The organism is Tabrizicola sp. T74, assembly GCF_057219935.1.
In genome coordinates this window covers 126,867-148,207 of sequence record NZ_JBXVVT010000008.1, presented here as the reverse complement: position 1 = coordinate 148,207, position 21,341 = coordinate 126,867, and the positions used below count along the sequence as shown (strand labels likewise).

General features: G+C 66.0%; 17 protein-coding genes. 7 read left to right on the top strand and 10 right to left on the bottom strand.

Going from position 1 to position 21,341, the window contains the following annotated elements; translation table 11 throughout:
• Window positions 1-144 precede the first annotated feature (144 nt).
• Together AC2EAL_RS20710 and AC2EAL_RS20705 are read right to left on the bottom strand one after the other, a co-directional pair.
• Window positions 145-1,935 carry a c-type cytochrome gene (locus tag AC2EAL_RS20710; RefSeq protein ID WP_484726138.1) on the bottom strand — a complete coding sequence of 597 codons (1,791 nt, stop codon included), beginning with the start codon at window positions 1,933-1,935 and terminating at the stop codon, window positions 145-147.
• A 312-nt stretch (window positions 1,936-2,247) separates the two neighbouring features.
• Window positions 2,248-2,826, bottom strand: a complete 579-nt coding sequence (locus AC2EAL_RS20705; protein WP_484726137.1) for a phosphoribosyl-AMP cyclohydrolase — start codon at window positions 2,824-2,826, stop codon at window positions 2,248-2,250.
• A gap of 309 nt (window positions 2,827-3,135) precedes the next feature.
• On the opposite strand from AC2EAL_RS20705, the gene AC2EAL_RS20700 reads away from it, so the two are divergent.
• The 3 genes from AC2EAL_RS20700 to AC2EAL_RS20690 all read left to right on the top strand — a co-directional run bounded on the left by AC2EAL_RS20700 (window position 3,136) and on the right by AC2EAL_RS20690 (window position 6,361).
• Window positions 3,136-3,750 carry a cytochrome b/b6 domain-containing protein gene (locus AC2EAL_RS20700; RefSeq protein WP_484726136.1) on the top strand — a complete coding sequence of 205 codons (615 nt, stop codon included), beginning with the start codon at window positions 3,136-3,138 and terminating at the stop codon, window positions 3,748-3,750.
• A 68-nt stretch (window positions 3,751-3,818) separates the two neighbouring features.
• A complete protein-coding gene (locus tag AC2EAL_RS20695; protein ID WP_484726135.1) occupies window positions 3,819-4,820 on the top strand; it encodes an HlyD family secretion protein in 1,002 nt (333 codons plus the stop codon).
• Window positions 4,817-6,361, top strand: a complete 1,545-nt coding sequence (locus AC2EAL_RS20690) for a DHA2 family efflux MFS transporter permease subunit (protein WP_484726134.1) — start codon at window positions 4,817-4,819, stop codon at window positions 6,359-6,361. The genes AC2EAL_RS20695 and AC2EAL_RS20690 overlap by 4 nt, the downstream gene beginning before the upstream one ends.
• Window positions 6,362-6,485: 124 nt before the next feature.
• Here the strand turns inward: AC2EAL_RS20690 and AC2EAL_RS20685 are convergent, their stop codons facing one another.
• From AC2EAL_RS20685 to AC2EAL_RS20670, 4 genes are all read right to left on the bottom strand, one after another.
• Window positions 6,486-7,127 (bottom strand): YfdX family protein, encoded by a 642-nt coding sequence (locus AC2EAL_RS20685; RefSeq protein ID WP_484726133.1) that lies wholly within the window; start codon window positions 7,125-7,127, stop codon window positions 6,486-6,488.
• 197 nt (window positions 7,128-7,324) lie between these two features.
• Window positions 7,325-7,990: a hypothetical protein gene (locus AC2EAL_RS20680; protein ID WP_484726132.1), complete on the bottom strand. Its 666-nt coding sequence runs from the start codon at window positions 7,988-7,990 to the stop codon at window positions 7,325-7,327.
• A 100-nt stretch (window positions 7,991-8,090) separates the two neighbouring features.
• Window positions 8,091-9,482: a sensor histidine kinase gene (locus AC2EAL_RS20675; RefSeq protein ID WP_484726131.1), complete on the bottom strand. Its 1,392-nt coding sequence runs from the start codon at window positions 9,480-9,482 to the stop codon at window positions 8,091-8,093.
• Complete coding sequence (locus AC2EAL_RS20670; RefSeq protein WP_484726130.1) at window positions 9,469-10,146, bottom strand: response regulator transcription factor; 678 nt, start codon at window positions 10,144-10,146, stop codon at window positions 9,469-9,471. The genes AC2EAL_RS20675 and AC2EAL_RS20670 overlap by 14 nt, the downstream gene beginning before the upstream one ends.
• A 222-nt stretch (window positions 10,147-10,368) precedes the next feature.
• Between AC2EAL_RS20670 and AC2EAL_RS20665 the strand changes: the two genes are divergently transcribed.
• Genes AC2EAL_RS20665 through mprF form a run of 3 tightly spaced genes read left to right on the top strand, consistent with a single transcriptional unit; the run spans window position 10,369 to window position 14,166 of the window.
• On the top strand, window positions 10,369-10,884 hold the full coding sequence (locus AC2EAL_RS20665) for an HdeD family acid-resistance protein (RefSeq protein ID WP_484726129.1): 516 nt from the start codon (window positions 10,369-10,371) through the stop codon (window positions 10,882-10,884).
• The gene (locus tag AC2EAL_RS20660; protein WP_484726128.1) at window positions 10,881-11,582 is read left to right on the top strand and encodes a DUF1003 domain-containing protein; all 702 of its coding nucleotides are present in this window, start codon (window positions 10,881-10,883) and stop codon (window positions 11,580-11,582) included. Before AC2EAL_RS20665 ends, AC2EAL_RS20660 begins: the two co-directional genes overlap by 4 nt.
• Complete coding sequence (gene mprF, locus AC2EAL_RS20655; RefSeq protein WP_484726127.1) at window positions 11,572-14,166, top strand: bifunctional lysylphosphatidylglycerol flippase/synthetase MprF; 2,595 nt, start codon at window positions 11,572-11,574, stop codon at window positions 14,164-14,166. Before AC2EAL_RS20660 ends, mprF begins: the two co-directional genes overlap by 11 nt.
• A gap of 12 nt (window positions 14,167-14,178) precedes the next feature.
• Here the strand turns inward: mprF and AC2EAL_RS20650 are convergent, their stop codons facing one another.
• From AC2EAL_RS20650 to AC2EAL_RS20640, 3 genes are all read right to left on the bottom strand, one after another.
• Window positions 14,179-15,180 carry a cytochrome d ubiquinol oxidase subunit II gene (locus AC2EAL_RS20650; RefSeq protein ID WP_484726126.1) on the bottom strand — a complete coding sequence of 334 codons (1,002 nt, stop codon included), beginning with the start codon at window positions 15,178-15,180 and terminating at the stop codon, window positions 14,179-14,181.
• Window positions 15,181-15,182: 2 nt separating this feature from the next.
• The gene (locus tag AC2EAL_RS20645; RefSeq protein WP_484726125.1) at window positions 15,183-16,562 is read right to left on the bottom strand and encodes a cytochrome ubiquinol oxidase subunit I; all 1,380 of its coding nucleotides are present in this window, start codon (window positions 16,560-16,562) and stop codon (window positions 15,183-15,185) included.
• A gap of 171 nt (window positions 16,563-16,733) precedes the next feature.
• Complete coding sequence (locus AC2EAL_RS20640) at window positions 16,734-17,723, bottom strand: MDR family oxidoreductase (protein ID WP_484726124.1); 990 nt, start codon at window positions 17,721-17,723, stop codon at window positions 16,734-16,736.
• 97 nt (window positions 17,724-17,820) lie between these two features.
• Between AC2EAL_RS20640 and AC2EAL_RS20635 the strand changes: the two genes are divergently transcribed.
• Window positions 17,821-18,705 carry an NAD(P)-dependent oxidoreductase gene (locus AC2EAL_RS20635; protein WP_484726123.1) on the top strand — a complete coding sequence of 295 codons (885 nt, stop codon included), beginning with the start codon at window positions 17,821-17,823 and terminating at the stop codon, window positions 18,703-18,705.
• Here the strand turns inward: AC2EAL_RS20635 and AC2EAL_RS20630 are convergent.
• The gene (locus AC2EAL_RS20630) at window positions 18,698-21,328 is read right to left on the bottom strand and encodes a hybrid sensor histidine kinase/response regulator (RefSeq protein WP_484726122.1); all 2,631 of its coding nucleotides are present in this window, start codon (window positions 21,326-21,328) and stop codon (window positions 18,698-18,700) included. The two genes, AC2EAL_RS20635 and AC2EAL_RS20630, sit on opposite strands and share 8 nt — an antisense overlap.
• Between the last annotated feature and the right edge of the window lie 13 nt (window positions 21,329-21,341).

The following is a 21,341-nucleotide window of genomic DNA, read 5'->3' as shown; positions in this document are numbered from 1 at the left end:
CAGGGTGGTCTCGTTCTGCCTCAAGGCAGAGGGCTCGCGCAAGACGTGACGTTTGGGGTTGGCGCAACAGCCCGATCTGTCGGAACCGGTCCAGAGCGGACTGTTCTGGAGTTTCCCCGACCCGGCGCCAAAGCGACCAGAGCGTTACTTCGGAACCGGGGGCAGGCTGGCGAAATAGGCTGCAAGGTCGGCCCGTTCCCCTTCCGTCAGCTTGCGCGCAAACTGATACATCGGGTTCAGCCCGGCCGTCTTGGCAGCATAGGCGCTGTCCAGCTCTCTCAGCCGCCGTTCCAGATAGACCGCCGACTGGCCATCCAGCCGCGCAAACAGCGGCAGCGCTTCGACCGCGGACGCGCCGTGGCAAGTCGCGCAGGCGGGCAGCCCCCGCTCCGGGTCGCCGTTCAGCGCAAGCTCCTTACCCCGGGCGATGGCTGCGGCGTCAAGCTCTTGCGCACGGGCCACGGGGGGCATGTCCCCGATGAAGGACGCAAGGCTTTCGATCTCGGCCATGGTCAGGTTGCGGGTCATCTCGACCATCTGGCTGTTGTGGCGCTTGTTCAGGTGAAAGCTGTGCAGGGTTTCCAGAATATAGGGCGCCGTCTGCAGGGTCAGGTTCGGCGCATGGCCATCCTTGCTGCCCGCCAGGTCAGCCTCATGACAGGTCGCGCAGACCTTGACCGTCATTTCCTGAATCTTGGCCGATACCGGGACCGCCTCCTGGCCCAGGCTTGCCACCTTCGTCGGCACCTGGGCGGACAGCCAGGCAGCCACGGCATCGCGGTCGGCCTGCGACATGCCATGCGCCTCGGCGTGCATCGGGTTGTAGATGCCAGTGGCGCCGCGCGACCCGGCGGCAAGCAGGTCGAGCTGGCGGCGCAGGAAGGTCTCGGACTGGCCGAAAAGCGACGGGAAGTACAGGCCCTTGTCGGGTTCATCGGCGCCGCGCTCATGGCAGGTCAGACAGCCGGCGACGCCCTTGTCGGGAATGCCGTTCATCGCAATGTCACGTCCGCGCGCCAGCGCTTCGGCTGAGGGCGCGTCGGGGCCGCCTGCCGAACGCGGGACCCGGCTGAAATACTCGGCCAGGGCCAGCATCTGCGCGTCCGTCAGGGTCGCCGCCTGTGGCTGCATGAAGCCGCTGTGGCGCCGCGCCTCGGCATAGGACCGCAGGGCGGCGTGCAGATACTCCGCCGTCTGGATCGTCAGGTTCGGCGCCTCGCCCCCGGTCACCGTCCCGCGGCCGTCGACACCGTGGCAGCCCGCACAGCGGACCAGGGGCTCGTTGCCAACCGCGACCCCGCCGAACCCCGAAGCAGGCACTGTCCAGGCATATTCCTCCAGCGGTTCGGACCGGCGCGGCATCTTGCTTTCCACGGGCGCAAGGTCCGTGCCCATGGGCATCTCGGTCACCGCGGCCGGGTCGCTTGCCGTCAGCGCGGCGTAATCCGCGGGCGTCATGTCGGGCAGCTGCTTCAGGAAGGCCACCACGGACCAGGTCTCATCCAGCCGCCCTTCGGCGGGCCAGGCGGGCATCGCGCTGAACTTCACCCCGTTGTCGACGATCCAGGCCAGCTCTGCATCCGAGAACTGACCGACGACGGCAGGCAGGTATTGCGGACTGGGCCGCATCGACAGGGCAATCGGGTTCTGTCCCAGACCCGGGGTGCCGTGGCAGTTGGAACAGACCGCCGCATAGGTCCTGGCCCCAAGTGCGACGCGCCCGGGCGCATCAAGGTCGTCCGGCACGACAAGGTCGCCAGCATTGTGCGCGACGCTGCGGGTGAAGGCGGTGTGGAGGAGCGCGGTGGTCAACCCGGAATGTGGCGGGCGGGCGCTGACGCTGACCACCCCTGACAGAAGAACCAGACCGCCGACAATGCCCGCGACGAGACCCGCGCCCCCAAGGACGACGGCGATGGTCTTGATCCGGTTCATGTCGGTTCCCTTGTCTGGTTTTCGGCCAACCCAAGGTCACGCCGAGTGCAACGTCCGATGGTCTGGACGCCTCCGGAGCTTTCGGGTCGTTCGGTTCCTGGCGGGGCATCTGGCCCCCACGGACTGATCCGAACCCCGTGATTCCGGTCGCTGATCCACGTGTGAACCCAAGACAGTGAACGAAAAGCTTACGGAAACCTGTCCGCAGCTTTAACTCTTTCGGAAACTTGCGACTTTCTCGCCCGCTGATCGCTGAAATGCAAAAAAGGCGGGCCCGTCGGACCCGCCTTACCTGTTGCCCTCGGCCGACGGTCATTCGGCCGGTTTGTAGGGCAGCGAGGAATGGTGCAGGAAGATCTCCAGGTGCCCGTCATCCGGTGCGCGCTTGAAGCCCATGGTGAAGTCGACCTTCACCTCTTCGCCGGTCTTGGCATTGGTGAAGTAGTAGTTCCCCATTGCCACGGCGCTGTCCTTGTCGATCACCATGCCCTGGTTGTCAAAGCGCACCTCGCTCCACGGGGTGATCGCAAAGCCATGGTCCTCTTTCTCTGACCCGCCGACGAAGTAGGACAGCGCCTGATCCTTCGTCTCGCGGAACTCGTCGACGGCCGCCTTGGTCGGCTTGAACAGGACGGTTCCGTCGTCATAGCCGTAAAGTGCGTCGATGTGCTCCATCGCGGCCGCCCTGTAGTCGCCGCCCTTGGTAAAGACCTCGCCGATATGAACGATGCCTGCGCCCCAGGTGGCCTCGGCGGCAAGGACGTCCGTCTCGGTGATCGGGTCGGTGGGGTTCGCGGCCAGCACGGGCCCGGTGAGTGCCGAGCCCGCGATGACCACTGCGGTCATCACGGCCAGAAGCTTCGAAGGCAGAGTTTTGCGGAGTGCATACATGATGTCGTCTTTCTCTGAACGGGCCCTGTGGCCACGACGACAGAGCTAGCGGTGCGATCTGCCGCACCGTTTTCCGCAGGTTTAACTCTTTGTCAGGAAACCCGTTCCGAACATGCGGTCCGGCTGCAGCACGTCGCGTGCCGGGGGAATTCTTGCAAAAATGTAAGGTTTCGGCACAGCACGCGACAGTCGATCCGGCAAAGGTGGAACGCGATCATCAGAAACCATGCACGCGCCAGCGGCAGATCGGGAAAGGCACCGTGGCCCCTGATCCGCCGGCGACCTGGCGCCCGCAGCCGGAGAGCGACAGTGCAGTCCCACCATTCTGGCCCCACGCGGTTCCTGCATGGCGCGCTTGCCATAGCCGTCGGCGTCCAGTTGATCGCAGGCCTGGTCATGCAGGCCCCTTCGGCACGTCATGCCGGCAACGGCTTCTTCACCCTCCACAAGGACAGCGACTTCCTGATCGGGGCGCTGGCACTGACCCTCTGGGTCGTGATCGCCACCCGTCGCAGCGGCACCGAGGCGGGCCTGTTGTTTCCCTGGTTCAACGCGGATCGGCGTTCGGCACTCTTCGCAGACGCGCGTCGGCACTGGGCGGCCTTGCGACACGGCCATCTTGCGGACTTCCGGACGACAGCGCCCATGGCTTCGGCAGCACATGGCCTTGGGCTGGTGCTTGTCACGGTCATGGCCGCAACCGGGGTCGGCCACCTGCTTGCCGCGTTCGACGGGGCCTCGGCGACGCCCCTGGGCGAATGGCTGCGCTGGCTGCATGGCCTGACCGGCGTTCTGGTCTGGCTGTTCCTGATCGGGCACGGGCTGTTGGCGCTGCTGCACCATTACGCCGGTGATCAGGGCCTGCAGAGCATCTGGTCCAGCGGAGCCGGGGATGCCGATCGCATCCGTCGGGATGACCCGTAACGGACGCGCGGCCCTTCCCGCCCCCCTTCATTGCCAACCCTGCATCCTGATGAAAGGTGCCGATCCCCATGCCTGCGCTGAAACCCTTGCTGCTTGTCGGCCTGCTACTTGCAGCGTGTGGCGGAATTTACACATGGTGGGCCCGTCAGGAGGCCTTCCCCTCGACCGATGACGCCACGTTGCAGGCCGATATCCTGACCATCGCCCCCCAGGTTGCGGGCAAGGTCGAAACCGTGGCCGTCGTCGAGAACGGGCATGTGCAGGCGGGGGATGTCCTCTTCACGCTGGACGCAAGCGCGTTGCAGGCGGCTGTCGACCAGGCGCGCGCGCAACTGGACCTGGCCACCCTGTCCACCGGCGCCTCCACGAACGAGGTCGCTGCAGCCGAGGCGAATGTGACGTCGGCCAGCGCCGCCCTGGCGCAGGCCGAGGCCGACCTTGCCCGTGACAGCAAACTGGCAGCGTCCGGCGATCTGGCCCCGGCGGGGCTGGAAAAGTTGCAGACTGCGCGCGATCAGGCCGCAGCGGCCAAGGCAGCGGCAGAGGCTGCGCTGGCGGCGGCACGGGATCAGGCAGGCGGCGGCAAGGCCCCGGCCATCAAGGCAGCCCAGGCCGCCCTGGATCAGGCCCAGCTTGCCCTGTCGCACGCCACGGTGACGGCCCCGGCCTCTGGCTGGGTCGCGAACCTGCGCCTGCGCCCGGGCCAGGTCGTGTCCGCCGGTCAGCCGCTGTTTTCCATCGTCGAGGATGGAAACTGGTGGATCGACGCCAATTTCAAGGAAACCGACCTGTCCCGCATCGTCCCCGGCCAAAGCGTCGAGATCGACATCGACATGTACCCCGGCCAGTCGTTGACCGGTAAGGTCGAAAGCCTGGGCGCGGGCTCTGGGGCGGTGTTTTCGCTGCTGCCCGCGCAGAACGCGACCGGCAACTGGGTCAAGGTCACCCAGCGCTTTCCGGTGCGGATCTCGCTTGACCCGCTGCCCTCCGGCTCGCCTGTCCGGTTGCGCGTGGGGGCCAGCGTGACCGCCACGGTCGATGCCCGGACCGCCCAGAAGGCCGCACCATGAGCGGCGTCGCAACGGCGGCCACCGCGACGCCCCTGCCTGCCGCCCGCTGGACTGTCGTTCTGGCGGTCGTCCTGACCGCGGTGCTCGAGGTTCTGGACAGCACCATCGTCAACGTGGCCCTGCCGCACATGAAGGCCGCTTTCGGGATCACCTCGGACCAGACGGTCTGGATCCTGACCAGCTATATCGTGGCCTCGATCATCGTGATGCCGCTGACCGGCCTGTTCGCCCGCCGTTTCGGTCGCCGTCGGCTGATCACCACGGCCATCATGGGCTTTGCCGGGTTTTCCATGCTCTGCGGTCTGGCGCAAAGCCTGGAATGGATCGTCGCCTGCCGTCTGGGGCAGGGCCTCTTCGGCGCTTTCCTGATCCCCCTGTCGCAGTCGATCCTGTTCGACAGCTTTCCCCGGGAAAAGCGTGGGCAGGCCATGGCTCTATTCGGGCTGGGCGTCGTCGTGGCGCCCGTCCTCGGGCCGACGCTGGGCGCCATCCTGACCGAATACTTCAGCTGGCGCGCGGTGTTCTACGTCAACCTGCCGATCGCCGCCTTCGCACTGGTGATGATGGCCGGAGAGCTGAAGGCCGAGCCGCCGAAGCTCGTGCATATCGACTGGACCGGCCTTGTCCTGATGGTTCTGGCCATCGGTGGGCTTCAATTGGTGCTGGACCAGGGCGAGACGCGCGACTGGTTCGCTTCGCACTTCATCCAGGTCGCGGCGCTGATCTCGGCGGTGGCGGCGGTGCTGTTCGTCGCGCGCGGCTGGGGCCTGAGCACGAACATCATCGACTTCGGCCTCTTGCGCGACCGTAGCTTTGCCGCGGCCAACGCCACGATCATCGGCTTCGGCGTGGCGATGTACGGCACCATCGCGATCCTGCCCCTGTTCGTGCAGGGCCTGCTTGGCTATCCGGTGCTGGATGCCGGGACGCTGTTCATGCCGCGCGGACTTGCGGCCGGGGTGTCGATGGTGGTGACGGGGTCCTATCTTCTGGGGCGGTACGACCCGCGGCTTCTGGTCGCCATGGGACTGACGCTGACAGGCTTTGGCAACCTGTCCCTTGGCTGGCTTGACCTGAACGCGGGCTATTGGGATCTGGCCGTCCCCGGCATGATCTCGGGCGTCGGGATGGGGTTGTTCTTCGTGCCGATGTCCACTCTCGCCTTCCAGAACATCGCGCCTGACCGCCAGGACGAGGCTTCGGGTCTTTACGGCGTGATGCGGTCTCTGGGATCGTCGCTCGGGATCGCGGTGATCGGCTGGCAACTGGCCAGCCGGACGCAGTTCCACTGGGCCAGCCTGACCGCCGGGATCACCCCCTTCAACCCGCAGGTGACTGCGGTGCTCGCACCCCTTGGCCAAACCGCCAGTTCCCCCGGGGGCGCCGAGACGCTGGCGGGCCTGGTGTCGGCCCAGGCCTCGATGCTGGCGTTTCAGGATGCCTTCGTGCTGACCGGCTGGGCGGCCTTCCTGATGCTGCCGGTGCTGTTGATCCTGCAGCGCCCGCGGAAAGGGTCTGCCGCACCTGTGACCGCGCATTAGGCCGACAAGGGGCGCATCGGAACAGGTCGCGTGACGCGGCAATGGAAAGGGCCGGACCCCGATCACAGGTTCCGGCCCTTTCCGTTTTCATGGTCCCCGGGGTCGTCCCCGGGTCAACCCTGCATCAGCCCTTGTGGCCCTGCACCGGGATTGCGTCGATTCCGAAGCTGCGGACGACCACGCTGTCCTCGATGGACTTCAGCGCCACGTTGGCCTCGAAGTATTTCCCGTCAGCGATCAGCTTCTGGGCGTTGCGCAGTTCGGTCAGCGTCGCATTGCCGGGCAGCAGCGCGGTCGAAACCATCACGTCGACCGAAGCTTCCCGCAGCACGTCGATGGCGCGGTCAGGCGCGTTCGCCTCGAACATCCCCTTCGCCTTGCCAAGCGCCGCTTCCTTCTCGGGCGTCACGGTGAAGGATTCGGCCAGGCTCATCTTGCTGTCGAAGGGCAGGTATTCCGTCTTGGCATCAGCGGCGTCCGTGCCCGGGATCACCACGGTCTTCATCGTTTCCTGCGCCGCCTCAAGCGCGCCGATGCCGCGATCGACCGCAGCCTTGGCGCCTTCGGGGTTGTTGTTGAACAGCTCAAGCCGGGCGGCCTGGGCGCTGTTGATCGCGGTGAGGGCCTCTTCGGACAGCCGCAGCATCTGGGTCTGCGTGGCGTAGGCGGGCTTCGCGTCGGTGTTGGCATGGGACAGCGAGGCGACCGACGTGGAAGCCATCAGGGCAACCAGCAGAACCGTGCCGAGTTTCGATTTGAAGGTCATGGTCGTAGCTCCTTTCGATGATCCAGGATTGGATGGGGAAAGACTGCGCCCGACCGTTGCCTCCCGCTGTGCGCGACCCATACATCGGGGACAGAAAACTCACGCGGCGTTTACCGGACAGACGACGCGCCTGAATGCAGAACGGCGGGCCAGAAGGCCCGCCGTCCAATTTCACCACCGGTCGAAGCGGGGCGCTGTTACATCCCAAGCACCTGCATCGCGGCCGCCTTCATGTCGGCGTTCGAGCCACCCTGGTCGAAGATGGTGGTCAGTTCGGACACCTGCTTGAAGGTCAGCTTGTCGCTCTCGGGCAGGGTGATGCCGACCGTCGCGAGGTTGCCCTTCAGTTCCGCTTCCAGCTGCTTGGCCCCGGCATTGCCCATCGTGGCCATCACGGGATGCTCGATCTTCGACAGAGCCGCAGCCGCATCCGCCGCATCATTCGCGTCGGGGGATTCGAAGATCGCCAGCAGTTCCTGGACCTGCGCGAAGGTCAGCTTGTCGGGGCTAGGCATCTTCAGGCCAGCGCTTTCAAGATCGACCTTCAGTTCGGCCTCCATCTGCTTGGCGCCCGCATTGGTCATAAGCATGGCATCCGGCTTCAGCGCATCACGGATCACCGCTTCGGCCGCAGCCTGCTTGTCGGCGTTCGACTGATCGCTGTCGATGATCTCGGACAGTGCGCCCAACTGCGCCACCGACAGCTTGTCGAGGTTCGCCTCAGGCACCTGGATCGACACCAGGCCGTCCTTCACCGACTGAAGCATCTCGCCATAGCCGGTCTTTGCGAAGGCGGCGGTGCCAAGGACAAGAGCGGTGGCTCCAGCCAGAACGATGGTCGAGACAGTGCTGAGCTTTTTCATGATTCCATTCCCTTTCGAACGGTGCCGCAACGGGATCGTTGCATGCAGACTGTCTCACCCAGGGAAATTGCCACGGCCTGACCGAAGCCTTACCGATATGTCAGGTTTCGCTTTTTTCGGAAGACGCCGGAAAGGCGATTTCCACCCGCAGGCCGGGGTTCGCATCCGACAGGGTGATCCGCCCGCCCAGCCGTTCGGCAATCGCCTTGACCAGAGCCAGACCAAGGCCATTGCCGCCCTGTGTGCGGTTGGGATCGACGCTGTAGAACAGCTCGAACACCTTTTCGCGTTCGCCGTCTGGAATGCCCGGTCCGGTGTCGGCCACCCAGAGGCGCACGATCCCGTTCTCGGCTGCCGCGCCCAGCGTGATCACCGTCGCCGGCGGGCAATGGGTGATGGCATTCTGCAAGAGGTTCGCCAGCAGTTGCGACAGCATCGCCGCATCCGCCCTGATCGCCAACCCCGGTGCGACGTGGTTCAGGACAAGGGTCTGGCCCTTGTCTTCCGCCAGTGCGCCAAAGGTTTCGGCCAGGTCGGCCAGCACCGGAGCCAGCGCCACCGGCGCCGTGGCGGTGTCATCCGTGGCCTGCTCCAGCCGCGAGATGCGCAGGATCACGTCGAAGATGCTGCGCAGGCGGGTAAGCTCGGCCTCGATCTCGTCCAGGCTCGTGCGCGGGTCCTCGCCCCGATCGAGGCCCAGCTGGGCCTTGTCGACCGCAAGGAACGCCCGCGACAGGGGGGTGCGCAGATCATGCGCAATGGCGGCGGCATTGGCCTTGGTGGTGCCCATCAGGATCGACAGCCGCTCCAGGTGCACGTTCATGGCGCGGGCGACGCGGTCGATCTGGTCGTTGTCTTGCGACACACCCAGCCTTGCCGCCGTATCGCCCTGGGACACCCGGTCCAGCACCTTCGCCATCCGGTCCAGCTTGCGCAGCGACGACATGCTGGCCCCATAACCGAGAATCAGGAACGCGGCGCCAACCACAAGGCCCATCATGGTTAGCGCGAAAAGCAGCCGGTCCTCCTTGGCCTCGGCCGCCTCGAGGTTGCGACCGACGACCAGGGTAAAGCCGTCCAGTTTCGTGGTGTTGACATGGAACGTCCCGAGGGCGGGGGGCGTCTCGATCGTGTCCAAATGCAGGATCGAAAGCTGGACTTCTGACCAGCCGACCACATCGGGGGCAAGGTCGATATTGCCTGCCAGGACCGCGCCATGGGCATCGAACAGCCCCAGCGCCCGCAGCTTTGTCGGCAGCGGATGGCGCAGAGTATTGATGGCATCGATCAGTTCGGACGCCCCACCGTGCTGATAAATCTGGGCCAGGACGATCTGGTCTTCGACGATCTGATCTTCCAGCTCGGCAATCATCTCGCGCCGCAAGTAGAAGAACGCTGTCACCCCCGACAGGACCAGAACCACGACAAGCACCGCAGTTCCGCGCAAGGCGGTCTTGAAGGCTGCACCCGAAGTGACGTCAGCGCGGTCCATGCATGGAATACCCTGTGCTGCGGACCGTGTGGATCAAGGCGGTGTCGAACGGCTTGTCGATCTTGGCCCGCAGTCGGCTGACATGGGTTTCCACCACCGTGGTATTCGGCTCGAAGTTGAAGTTCCAGACCTGTTCCAGCAGCATCGTCCGGGTCACCACCCGGCCCTCATTGCGCATCAGCACCTCAAGCAGCGCGAACTCCTTGGCCTGCAACTCGATCAGCTGACCCTGCCGCCGAGCCGTCCGTGCCAGCAGGTCCAGCGTCAGGTCGTGCACCCTGAGGGTAGGCGCTTCCTTGGGCTCCCCCCGGCGGCGCGAAATCGCCGTCACTCGGGCCAGCAATTCCGAGAAGTGGAACGGCTTGGCCAGATAGTCGTCCGCCCCGGCGGCAAGCCCCTCGACCCGCTGGCTGACATCGGCCATCGCGGTCAGCATCAGCACGGGCATGTCCTTGCGCGCCGCACGCAGCGTCCTGACCACTGAAAGCCCGTCCATCCCCGGCATCATCCGGTCCAGAATGGCGATGTCGCAGTTGTTGTAGAGACAGTAGGTCAGGGCTTCGCGCCCATCGGTGACGTGGTCGACCGAATGCCCGTTTTCGGAAAGCCCGGCAATGATGAAGTCGGCGACTTTCCGGTCATCTTCGGCCAGCAGGATCTTCATGACAGGTCAAACCTTCGAAACGTGGGGCGTCTTGGGCAACCGATGTCGCAGAACATCCGGAAAATCCAGCATCCGATGCTTCCTTACAAAGATGTAAACATCGTGAAAACCGCAGCACCGGTTTCCTTGGGACCAAGCTCCTCAGATCAAGGGTCGCGTGTGACGACCCTGGCTTGGGGACAGATCATGACAATTCCATCCACGCCCGGTCCGCTGCGACCCATGGGCAGACTGACTGCAATCGGCCTTCTCTTCGTGATCCTCGGGTTTCTGGCGACCGCGTTGCCCGCCTGGGCCACGATCGCGGTCGAGCAGCTGGTGGCCGTGCTCTTGCTGGTCTGGGGGTCGGCAGGCCTGGGCTTCGGGCTGTCCCTGCGACCAAATCCCGAATGGCGGATGACGACCGCCCTGTTCGTCCTGGTGCTGGCGCTGGGCGCGATCTTCCTGGTCTTTCCGCAGGACGGCGTGCAGACGATGACCATGCTGTTGATCGCCGTCTACCTGATCCAGGGCGCCGCCTCGATCAGTGTCGGACTTGGCCTGCGTGGCAAGGTCCGGGCCTGGGGCCTCCTGCTTTTGTCCGGAGTTGCGTCGCTGGTCCTTGGTCTTCTGATCCTGACCGGATGGCCGGGTACGGCAGCCTGGACGCTGGGGATGCTGACCGGGCTCAACTTCCTGGCCAACGGCATCGCCCTTATCCTTCTCGGCCGCGGCCTTTCCGGGGCCGGACGGTCATGACCAGGGGGCGGACCGTGCCGCAGGGCCTGTGCCATGTCTGCGGCGAACATCATGCGTTGGCGGCGATGTGTCCCTGGGGTGCCGTGCGCCCCGGTCTTTCCGACCTGATTGCCGAGACAGCGCCGGGCTGGGCCGAGGGCAAGCTCATCTGCCGCAAGGACCTGTCGCGGTTCCGCAGGCTCTATGTCGAGCGGATGCTGGAACTGGACCGGGGCGAGTTGTCCGAGATCGACCGCGAAGTCATCGCCAGCCTGGAAACCGGGCAGATCCTGTCGCGCCAGCCCGAGGACGATCTGCCTGCGTCCTTCGGTGAACGCGCCGCCGACGCGGTGGCAAGCTTTGGCGGCAGCTGGACTTTCATCATTCTCTTTGCGGCAGTGCTGGCCGGCTGGATCGGGCTGAACGTCAGCCATCTTCTGGCCCGGCCCTTCGACCCCTATCCGTTCATCCTTCTGAACCTCGTCCTGTCCTGCGTCGCCGCAATGCAGGCGCCCGTCATCATGATGAGCCAGCGGCGCCAGGAGACGAAGGACCGTCAGCGCAGCCAGAACGACTATCAGGTCAACCTGAAGGCCGAACTGGAGATCCGCCAGTTGCATGAAAAGCTGGATCACCAGCTTGCGCATCAATGGCAGAAGCTGCTGGCCCTGCAGCAGGTTCAGATCGACCTTCTGGAGGAACGGTTGCGTGACCGATAGCCCCTTGCCCAATCCCGCGCGTCCGTCCCTGTTCTCATGCCTGTTGCAGCTGGCCGAGAACCCCTGGCTTCGTACGCTGGTGCCTGTCGGTGTGGCCATTGCCGCGATCCTCGCGCTGCACCTGATGTCGCGGCAGGTCAACCTTGCGGACGTCAAGGCCGATCTGGCGGCGGCCCCGCTGTCGGCCCTGGCGCTGGCGGTCCTGGCGATGATGGTCAGCTATGCGGCGCTGTCGATGTACGACGTGCTGGCCGTCCGCAGGCTGGCACCGGATCGCGTGCCCCTGCGGGTGGCGGCCCTGGCGGGGGCCAGCGGCTACGCGATCTCGAACCTCCTCGGGGCCTCCTACCTGACCGGCACCGCCGTGCGCTACCGGGTCTACGGCACAGTCGGGATCGAGCTGGGGCTGGTCCTCGGCATCATCGCGACCTCCTGGTCGGCCTTCTGGATGGCTGCCCTCCTGATCCTGGGGCTTTTGATGGTCCTGCACCCGGCGGGACTGGCCGCCGTGCTGCCGGTCAGTCCCACGCTCGAGTCCGCCGTCGGGTTCGCCCTGCTGCTGGCGCTGTCCGCCTTCCTTCTCTGGCTGGCGCGCCGCCCGCGCATGGTGACGCTGGGCGGCCACGGCTATCCCCTTCCCGACCTGCGCCTGGCGCTGGCGCTGATCGCGGTGGCGGTTGTCGATATCGGCGGGGCGGCCCTGACGCTTTACGCGCTTCTGCCTGCCGATGCCGCGCCGAACCTTGCCGTGTTCTTCGCGGTCTATGTCGGCGCGATCACGCTGGGGATTCTCAGCCACACGCCCGGCGGGATCGGGGTGTTCGAGGCCGCGATCATCGCGGGCCTCGGGGCAGCCGGACGGTCCGACGTGCTGGCGGCGCTGCTTCTCTACCGGCTGGTCTATACCGTGCTGCCCTTTGTGGTCGCGGCACTGGGGATGGCGGTGCTTTGGGCGCTGGGCAAGCGCGACAGGCTTGCCCTTGCGCGTGACCTCCTTGCCCCGATCGTGCCGATCCTTGCCGCCGGGATCGCGCTGGTCTCGGGCGTGATCCTCTTGGTGTCAGGCAACCTGCCTTCCGATCCCACGCGGGTCAGCCTGCTGCGCGGCGTCTTCCCGCTGGCCTTTGTCGAGGTCTCGCACCTTGTCGGCAGTGTTGCGGGCATCCTCCTCCTCATCGTGGCGCGCGGGTTGCATCGTAGGCTGGCGCGGGCCTGGACGGTGGCCATGCTGCTGCTTGGCGTCGGGCTGGTGGCGTCTCTGACCAAGGGCCTCGACTGGAAGGAAGCGCTGTCCCTGGCAACGGCGCTTGGCATCCTCGGGCTTTTCCGTAGCGCCTTCTACCGGGTGCGTCATACCTCCGTCTTCCGGCTGAACGGGCCCTGGCTCGTGGCGCTTCTGGCCCTGGTACTCCCGATCTTCTGGCTTGGGTTCTTCGCCTATGGCCATGTCGCCTATCGCGATACGCTGTGGTGGGACTTTGCATGGGACGGCGATGCATCGCGCTTTCTGCGCGCCTCGCTGGTTGTCGCGGTCGTCATGCTGGCGGTGGGCTTCAATGCGCTGGTCATGCCGCGCGGTCCGCGGCATCGGCCCGGCGCAATCCCGCAACCCGTGCTGGACCTTCTGGCCCAAAGCCCCGACCCCGAGGCGCAGATCGCGCTCAGCGGTGACAAGTCCTTTCTGGTCGATCCGACCGGGCGCGCATATCTCGCCTATGCCGATACCGGACACACGCTGGTTTCCAAAGGCGATCCGGTCGGCGACCCCGAAGCCGCGCGGCAGCTGATCTGGACCTTCCGCGAGATGGCCGATCAGGCCGGGCGGCGCTGCGCCTTCTACAGCATCGGATCGGCCTTCCTGCCGACCTATCTGGACCTTGGCCTGTCGATCCTGAAGATCGGCGAAGTGGCCCGGGTGGACCTGACTCGCTTCACGCTTGAGGGCAGTGCCAAGCGCGATTTCCGGCAGGCGGTGAACAAGGCCGTGCGCGAGGGCTATGCGTTCGAGATCCTGTCCAAGGCCCAGGTTCCCGCCGCCTTTGCCGGTCTGAAAGCGGTGTCGGATGCCTGGCTTGGCGCGCGCAGCGGGGCAGAGAAGGGCTTTTCCCTTGGCGCCTGCACGCCGGACTACCTGGCGCATTTCGACCACGCGGTGCTGCGTCACGTCGAAAGCGGCCGGATCGTCGCCTTTGCCAATCTCATGCAGGGCGCGGACCGGTCAGAGCTGTCGCTCGACCTGATGCGGCATGATCCGCAGGGGCCGAAATTCGCGATGGATGCGCTGTTCGGCAACATCATGCTGTGGGGCCGGGACCAGGGTTTTCACTGGTTCTCGCTGGGGGCCGCGCCCCTTTCAGGGCTGGAAAGCCACCGTCTTGCCTCGCTCTGGAACCGGGTCGGCGGGTTCGTGCGCGACCATGGCGAGCGGTTCTATCATTTCGAAGGGCTGCGCAGCTTCAAGGAGAAGTTCGACCCGGTCTGGACGCCCGAATACCTCGCCTGCCCGCGCGGGCTGGCGGTGCCACAGGTGCTTTATGAGGTCAGCACCCTGATTTCCAAGGGTGTGCGGGGTCTGGTTCGCTAGCCCCGCACAGCGTCAGTCATAGCGCAGCGCGGTCGCCTTGCCGCGGAAGATCCAGTAGCTGAGGATGGAATAGGCCAGGATCGTCGGCAGCACGACCAGCGTGCCGACCAGGATGATCGCCAGCGACTCCGGGGCGCTGGCCGCCTCGTAGATGGTGATCGCCTCGGGGACGATGAACGGAAAGAAGCTGTAGGCCATCCCCGCGAAGCCGAGCGCGAACAGCGCAATCGTGGCGACGAAGGGCAGCCAGGACCGGCGGTCCCCTTCCATCGGCAGGCGGCGCAACTGCCACCAGATCAACCCGATCAGCAGGGCCGAAAGGACCGGCAAAGGCGACAGGTACAGCATCTCGGGCAGACCGAACCACTTTTCGTAGATCCGTTCCGATACCAGCGGCGTGGCCAGCGAGATCGCCCCCATCCCCAGGACAACGCCCCAGATCCCGCCCCTTGACCACTCCACCGCCTTCCGCTGCAAGGCGCCGTCGGTCTTGGCGATCAGCCAATTCGCACCGATGAAACTGTAGCCCACGGTCAGGAAGACGGCGGTGATCAGGGCAAAGCCCACGTGCCACCAAGTATAGCTGAGCCCCATGATATAGAGCCCCAGCATGAAGCCCTGCGACAGGCCCGTCATCAGGCTGCCCAGGAAGAAGGCCCCGTCCCAGGCTCGCTTGTGCTTGAGCGGTGCCTTGGCGCGGAACTCGAAGGCAACGCCGCGCAGGATCAGGCCGACCAGCATGATGGCCACGGGCAGGTACAGCTGCGTCAGGATCGCACCATGCGCCACCGGGAAGGCCACCAGCAACAGCCCGATGGCCAGCACCAGCCAGGTCTCGTTCGCGTCCCAGAACGGGCCGATGCTGGCGACCATCGTGTCGCGTTGGTCCTGATTGGCGAAGGGGAACAGGATCCCCACGCCAAGGTCGAAGCCGTCAAGGACGACATAGATCAGGATCGACAGCCCCAGAAGGGCGGCGAAGATGAAGGGCAGGTCGAGGCTTGCGAACATCATCGTCACTCCGCCGGGACGGCCATGGCCTCGCCGCCCTTCACACGTTCATCCTTGGGCAGGGGTTCCCCCTTGGCAGCCTTGCGCGCCATGTAGGTGATGACGCCCATGTAGGCCAGGATCAGCGCCGCATAGACGACAAGGTAGATCACCAGCGTCGAAAGGACCATCGGCGCGGGCACGTCGGCCACCGCGGCCTTGGTCGACAGCACGCCCTGAACCAGCCAGGGCTGGCGGCCGATCTCGGTGGTGTACCAGCCGGCCAGCGTCGCGATCCAGCCCGAGAACGCCAGCCCTGACATCCCGTAAAGGTAAAGCCGCGGCATCGCGTCCACTCCGCGCCGCCAGAGGAGGAACGCCCCCGTCCAGCTGGCCAAGAGCATCAGGACGCCGACGCCGACCATGATCCGGAACGACCAGAACACCGGGGCCACGGGCGGGTGCAGCACCTCTCCCTCGGCGGTGACAAAGTCGTTCAGGCCGGGCACGACGCCCGCCGGGTCATGCTTGAGGATGATCGAGGCAAGGCTCGGGATGCCGATCTCGAAATGGTTGGTGCGTGCGGCTTCATCCGGCAGGGCGAACAGAAGGAGCGGCACATGGCTTTGCGTCTCCCAGTTGCCCTCCATCGCGGCAACCTTCTGCGGCTGGTGTTCCAGGGTGTTCAGCCCGTGCATGTCGCCCATCAGGATCTGCAGGGGGATCAGCACCGACCCCAGGATCACGCCCACCCGGAAGGTCGAGCGGACGCTTTCGCTGCGGTCCTTCAAGAGCAGCCGCAAGGCGCTGATCCCGGCGATCAGGAAGGCCACGGTCAGGCCGCTGGCCAAAAGCATGTGGCCAAGCCGATAAGGCATCGAAGGGTTGAAGATGATCGCCCACCAGTCCGTCGCATGGACGATGCCGTCGCGCAGCTCATAGCCTTGCGGGGTGTGCATCCAGCTGTTCAGGACCAGAATCCAGAAGGCCGACATCGTGGTCCCGAAGGCGACCAAGGCCGTGGCCGTTGTGTGAAGCCACCCCGGCACCCGGCTGGCACCGAACAGCATGATGCCCAGGAAGACCGCCTCCAGGAAGAAGGCCGTCAGCACCTCATAGGCCAGAAGCGGGCCGGCCACGTTGCCGACGGTTTCCATGAAGCCCGGCCAGTTGGTGCCGAACTGGAAGGACATGGTGATGCCGGACACGACCCCCAGCGCGAAGGAAAGCGCAAAGACCTTGACCCAGAACATGTAGGCCTCGGCCCACTTGCGGTCGCCGGTCGCGTTGAAGCGCAGCTTGAAGAACAGAAGCACCCAGCCCAGCGCGATGGTGATCGTCGGGAACAGGATGTGGAATGAGATGTTCGCCCCGAACTGAATCCGGGAAAGAAGAAGAGCGTCCATGATTTCCAACCGGGCTTGATCGCGCTTGTGCGCACCGTCAGGTGGCAATGTGTGTCGTTTGCCGTCCATTTCCAACGAGAGTGACGGTTCGCCGCAGCAGGTCGGCCCGCCCTCGTGGAAAGGGCTGGAGAGCAGCTCAGCCTCGACCCAACCCTCCCGCCTGAACGGGCCTCAGGCGTTCACGTCCACCACCACCCGGCCCTGCACGCCCCCCTTCAGGATCGCCGCGCCAAGGTCCGGCAGGTCCTCCAGCCGGGCGGGCCGCACCATCGCTTCCAGCTTTTCCATCGGCAGGTCCGACACCACCCGTGCCCAGGCCTTCACCCGCCGTTCATAGGGAACCGTCACCGAATCGATCCCCAGCAGGTTGACCCCCCGCAGCAGGAACGGAATGACCGAGGCCGGCAGCGCCGATCCCCCGGCCAGCCCCACCGCCGCGACCGAGCCCCCGTACTTCATCTGCCCCAGCACCCGCGCCAGCATTGCGCCGCCTACGGCATCGATACATCCCGCCCAGGTCTCGCTCTCCAGGGGCCGCTTCACCGTTTCGGCCAGCTCTGCCCGCGGCAACACCCGAGACGCCCCAAGGTCGCGTAGGTACTCCTCCGTCTCGGGCCGCCCGGTCACTGCGGCGACCTGGTACCCCAGCCGCGCCAGGATCGCGACCGCGACCGAGCCCACGCCCCCCGCGGCACCAGTCACCAGCACCTCGCCCTTCGCGGGCGTCAGCCCGTGCTCCTCCAGCGCCATCACTGCCAACATCGCGGTAAACCCCGCCGTCCCAACCGCCATCGCGGCCCGCGTCGTCAGGCCCTCAGGCAGCGGCACCAGCCAGTCCGCCTTGACCCGCGCCTTCTGGGCATAGCCGCCCCAATGCACCTCTCCGACCCGCCAGCCAGTCAGCACCACCCGGTCGCCGGGCTTGTACCGGGCATCGTCCGACGCCTCGACCACCCCGGCAAAATCGATCCCCGCGACATGCGGCCAGGCCCGCACCAGCCCGCCCCCGGTCGGCGACAGGCAGAGGCCGTCCTTGTAGTTCAGCGTCGAATACTCGACCGCCACCGTCACGTCCCCGGCCGGCAGGGCGCTTTCGTCCAGCTCCCGCACCCGGGCAACGGCGGCATCGCCTTCCTTCTCCAGAACCAGCGCACGGAACATGTGGACCCTCCCTGTCAGACCGCCCCCACTGCGCCCCGCCGGGCGGGGATTGTCAACCCGGCCCCCCTGCGCCACCTTGCCCGGAAAGGAGACGCAGATGACCCAGGAACACATCGGCTTTGTCGGCACCGGCCTGATGGGCCACGGCATGGCGAAGAACATCGTCGAAAAGGGCTACCCCCTGACCGTCACCGCCCATAGGAACCGCGCGCCCATCGATGACCTGATCGGGCGCGGCGCGACCGAGGCGAGCCTTGAAGACCTCGCCGCCCGGTCGACGATCATCTTCCTCACGCTCCCGGGCTCGCCCCAGGTGGCCGAGGCCGTGGCGCGGATGACCCCGCACCTGCGGCCCGGCGCGGTGATCGTCGACTGCTCCACCTCGGACCCCACGGTCACCGAACGCCTGGCCGCCGACCTGGCCGCGAAGGGCGTCCACTTCGCCGATGCGCCGCTGTCCCGCACCCCGAAAGAGGCCTGGGCCGGGACCCTCGACTGCATGGTGGGCGCCGAGCCTGACATCTTCGCCCGCCTCCAGCCGGTCATCGCGACCTGGGCCGGGAAGATCGTCCATATCGGGCGCGTCGGCGACGGGCACCGGATGAAGCTTCTGAACAACTTCCTCTCGCTCGGCTATGCCGCAATTTATGCCGAGGCGCTGGCGCTGGCCGCCAAGGTGGGTATCTCGACCGCCACCTTCGATTCCGTGATCCGCGGCGGCCGGATGGACTGCGGCTTCTACCAGACCTTCATGGGCTATGCGCTTGAGGGCAACCGCGAGGCGCACCGCTTTACCCTGACGAACGCCTACAAGGACCTGCGCTATCTGGAATCGATGGCCAACGCGGCCACCGTCACCACCACGATGGCAAGCGCGGCGAAAAACAGCTTTGCCGGGGCCGTGGCGCAAGGGGGTGCCGGGCCCGAGGATTATGTCCCGCACCTGACCGACTTCATCGCGCGGGCGAACGGGGTCAGCTGACCGACCGTGCCGCCGCGCTGCCCGCGTGATCCGGCGTGCCAAGGGCCGGGGCGGCAAGCATCCGGTCGATCTCAGCGCGGGTAAGGTCCCAGGCCGTGCCAAGCTCGGCAAGCTCCGCCACGGCTTCGGCATCGTTGCCCCGCCGATAGCTGGTTTCCAGCCGCTTCAGCACTGCCCGCAACTCGCCCGCGCCCAGCACTGCGGCCGATCCGGCAAGCTTGTGGACGGCCTGCGCCCGCGTCTCAGTCGGCTCGGTTGCCCAGTCCGCCGCCCCGCACCGTTGCGCCAGCGCCTCACCCTCGGCACGGAAGCCGGTCAAGAGATGCCGGGCCTGCTCATCCCCGATCTGCTGCGACAGCTCGGCCATGACCGAGGCCAGCTCGGGCAGGCGCTCGGGCGTGCTCGCCGTGGCCGTGGCCATCCGCGCCAGCGCCTCGGTCAGCGTGGCCCGGGTCAGGGGCTTCACGATGGTGTCGTTGATCCCGGCCTGCAGGAACCGGCGCGAATCCTCGGGCAGGGCATGCGCGGTCAGGGCGATGATCGGGGTGTCGCGGTTGGGACCGTCCTCGCTGCGGATGATGCGGGTCGCCTGCACGCCATCCAGTTCCGGCATGCTGATGTCCATCAGGATCGCGTCGAACTGCTTCATCCCCGCCATCCGGACACCTTCGCGCCCGTCATGCGCCTCTTCGACCCGGTGCCCGGAATTCTGCAGCATTTCCCGCGCGATCAGGCGGTTGATCCGGTTGTCCTCGACCAGCAGGACGGACATCGCACGCATGGTCCTGCGTACAGCCGCCGCCTTCGGTCGCGCTCTGGCGTCGGGCGCGGGTGCCCCGGTCGCCTGGCCCGGGCGTCCCATCGGCAGGCGGATCCAGAACAGGCTGCCTTCGCCGGGTTCGCTGTCCACGCCGATCTCGCCGCCCATGGTCCGCACCAGCCGCCGCGAGATTGCCAGGCCAAGCCCGGTGCCCTCGGCCATGCGGCCATAGCTGGAATCGACCGTCTGGAATTCCTCGAAGATCCGCTCAAGATCGGTTTCGGCAATGCCGATGCCGGTGTCGATCACCCGGAACTCGACCTGGGTGGCATCGGACGACCGGTCGCATTCCACCCGGATTTCGCCGTTGCGGGTGAACTTGTTCGCGTTGCCGATCAGGTTCAGGATCACCTGCCGCAGCCGCAGCGGATCGACAACGATCGTTTTCGGCGCGGCGGCCGTGTCGAAGGTGATCCGGTTGCCATGCGCCTCGATCACGGGGCGCTGGCTTTCGACCAGTTCCTGCACCAGCTCTGCCGGATCGATATCTGCGGGATGGAGGTCAAGCTTTCCGGCCTCGGCCCGCGACATGTTCAGGACGCCGTTGACATGATGCAACAGAAGCTCGGCCGATGTCTTCATCGCCGCGATGAACTTGCGATGCTTCGGCGCGGGGCCCGAGTCCTCCATCAACTCGATCGTGCCGAGAATGCCGTTCAGCGGCGTGCGCATCTCATGGCTCATGACGGCAAGGAGTCGTGCCTTCGCCAGCTCGCCGTCCACGGCTCGGTCACGGGCCAGGATCAGCTCCTGCTCGGCGGCGACCCGGTCCGAGATGTCGCGCAGGAACGACACGAAGATCTCGCTTCCGTTGAAACTGGCCGAGCTGAGCGAAAGCTCGACCGGGAACACCGTCCCGTCCTTGCGCTTCGCCTCCAGACGCACCAGGCCCTTGCCGACCACATGCTTTTCCCGCGTCTGGCGATAGCGCGTCATGCCGGCCGCATGCGCCGCGCGCAGGTGGTCCGGCACGATCAGATCGGCCATGTCCTGCCCGAAGGCCTCGGCGCGGGAATAGCCGAAGACCCGTTCGGCGGCGCCGTTGTACTCGATGATCTTGCCCTCGGCATCGGTTGCGATGATGCCGTCCAGCGAGGTGGCGATCACCTCCTGCAACCGGTTCCGGGCATCCGCTGCGGCACGTTCGGCCCGCATGCTGCGCCGGAACATGGTGACCAGGATCGCAAGCCCGCCCATCAGCGCCGCGACCAGGGCCGCCGTCAGATAGCCGATGCTGGCCAGGGTCCCGGCCACACCTTCGCGCTTGGCATCGGAATCCGATGCAAAGAAGCGAACCCCCAGAAGCGAAAACTCGCGGCCCGTCGTGCGGGTCGCCGCAACGTCCGCAGCCATGTCCGGCAGATGTGCCGCGAGTTCGGCATCCGGGCCGTCGATCGCTGCGACATGACGATCCAGAAAGGCCTGCAACAGGGCGAGGTTTCCGGCGGCATCGGGCTTCAGACGCAGGTTGGAAAACTGCTCGCTTTCGGCAATCAGCCGGATCCGGCTGTACAGGATGTCAAAGCGCTTCCTGATCTCGGACAGGTCGGGCGTCGGCTGATGCTCGATCGCATGGATGGCGACCTGCAGGGCCAGAAGTTCGACCTCGGTCTGCACCAGCGACCATTGCGTCGTGTCTGAGTTCGCCACCGCAAGATCATTGATTTCCCGATGGACGGTGTTTGCCAGGAAGAAGATGGCCAGCGTGCACAGCAGGATGCCCGAAACCGTTGCAGCCAGCACAAGCGTAAGCGGGCCCCGGCTTCGGCGCCCGCTTTTCTGGCTGCTGTTGCTCACACGCATCCTGCCATGCCCC

What these genes read in the sequence shown, in the direction of transcription:
- AC2EAL_RS20635 (WP_484726123.1), top strand. Translation starts at nt 17,821, where the DNA reads ATGACCCAGGAACACATCGGCTTTGTCGGCACCGGCCTGATGGGCCAC.
- AC2EAL_RS20705 (WP_484726137.1), bottom strand. Translation starts at nt 2,826, where the DNA reads ATGTATGCACTCCGCAAAACTCTGCCTTCGAAGCTTCTGGCCGTGATG.
- AC2EAL_RS20630 (WP_484726122.1), bottom strand. Translation starts at nt 21,328, where the DNA reads ATGCGTGTGAGCAACAGCAGCCAGAAAAGCGGGCGCCGAAGCCGGGGC.
- AC2EAL_RS20645 (WP_484726125.1), bottom strand. Translation starts at nt 16,562, where the DNA reads ATGGACGCTCTTCTTCTTTCCCGGATTCAGTTCGGGGCGAACATCTCA.
- AC2EAL_RS20665 (WP_484726129.1), top strand. Translation starts at nt 10,369, where the DNA reads ATGGGCAGACTGACTGCAATCGGCCTTCTCTTCGTGATCCTCGGGTTT.
- AC2EAL_RS20650 (WP_484726126.1), bottom strand. Translation starts at nt 15,180, where the DNA reads ATGATGTTCGCAAGCCTCGACCTGCCCTTCATCTTCGCCGCCCTTCTG.
- AC2EAL_RS20690 (WP_484726134.1), top strand. Translation starts at nt 4,817, where the DNA reads ATGAGCGGCGTCGCAACGGCGGCCACCGCGACGCCCCTGCCTGCCGCC.
- AC2EAL_RS20670 (WP_484726130.1), bottom strand. Translation starts at nt 10,146, where the DNA reads ATGAAGATCCTGCTGGCCGAAGATGACCGGAAAGTCGCCGACTTCATC.
- AC2EAL_RS20695 (WP_484726135.1), top strand. Translation starts at nt 3,819, where the DNA reads ATGCCTGCGCTGAAACCCTTGCTGCTTGTCGGCCTGCTACTTGCAGCG.
- AC2EAL_RS20675 (WP_484726131.1), bottom strand. Translation starts at nt 9,482, where the DNA reads ATGGACCGCGCTGACGTCACTTCGGGTGCAGCCTTCAAGACCGCCTTG.
- AC2EAL_RS20680 (WP_484726132.1), bottom strand. Translation starts at nt 7,990, where the DNA reads ATGAAAAAGCTCAGCACTGTCTCGACCATCGTTCTGGCTGGAGCCACC.
- AC2EAL_RS20710 (WP_484726138.1), bottom strand. Translation starts at nt 1,935, where the DNA reads ATGAACCGGATCAAGACCATCGCCGTCGTCCTTGGGGGCGCGGGTCTC.
- AC2EAL_RS20640 (WP_484726124.1), bottom strand. Translation starts at nt 17,723, where the DNA reads ATGTTCCGTGCGCTGGTTCTGGAGAAGGAAGGCGATGCCGCCGTTGCC.
- AC2EAL_RS20660 (WP_484726128.1), top strand. Translation starts at nt 10,881, where the DNA reads ATGACCAGGGGGCGGACCGTGCCGCAGGGCCTGTGCCATGTCTGCGGC.
- AC2EAL_RS20685 (WP_484726133.1), bottom strand. Translation starts at nt 7,127, where the DNA reads ATGACCTTCAAATCGAAACTCGGCACGGTTCTGCTGGTTGCCCTGATG.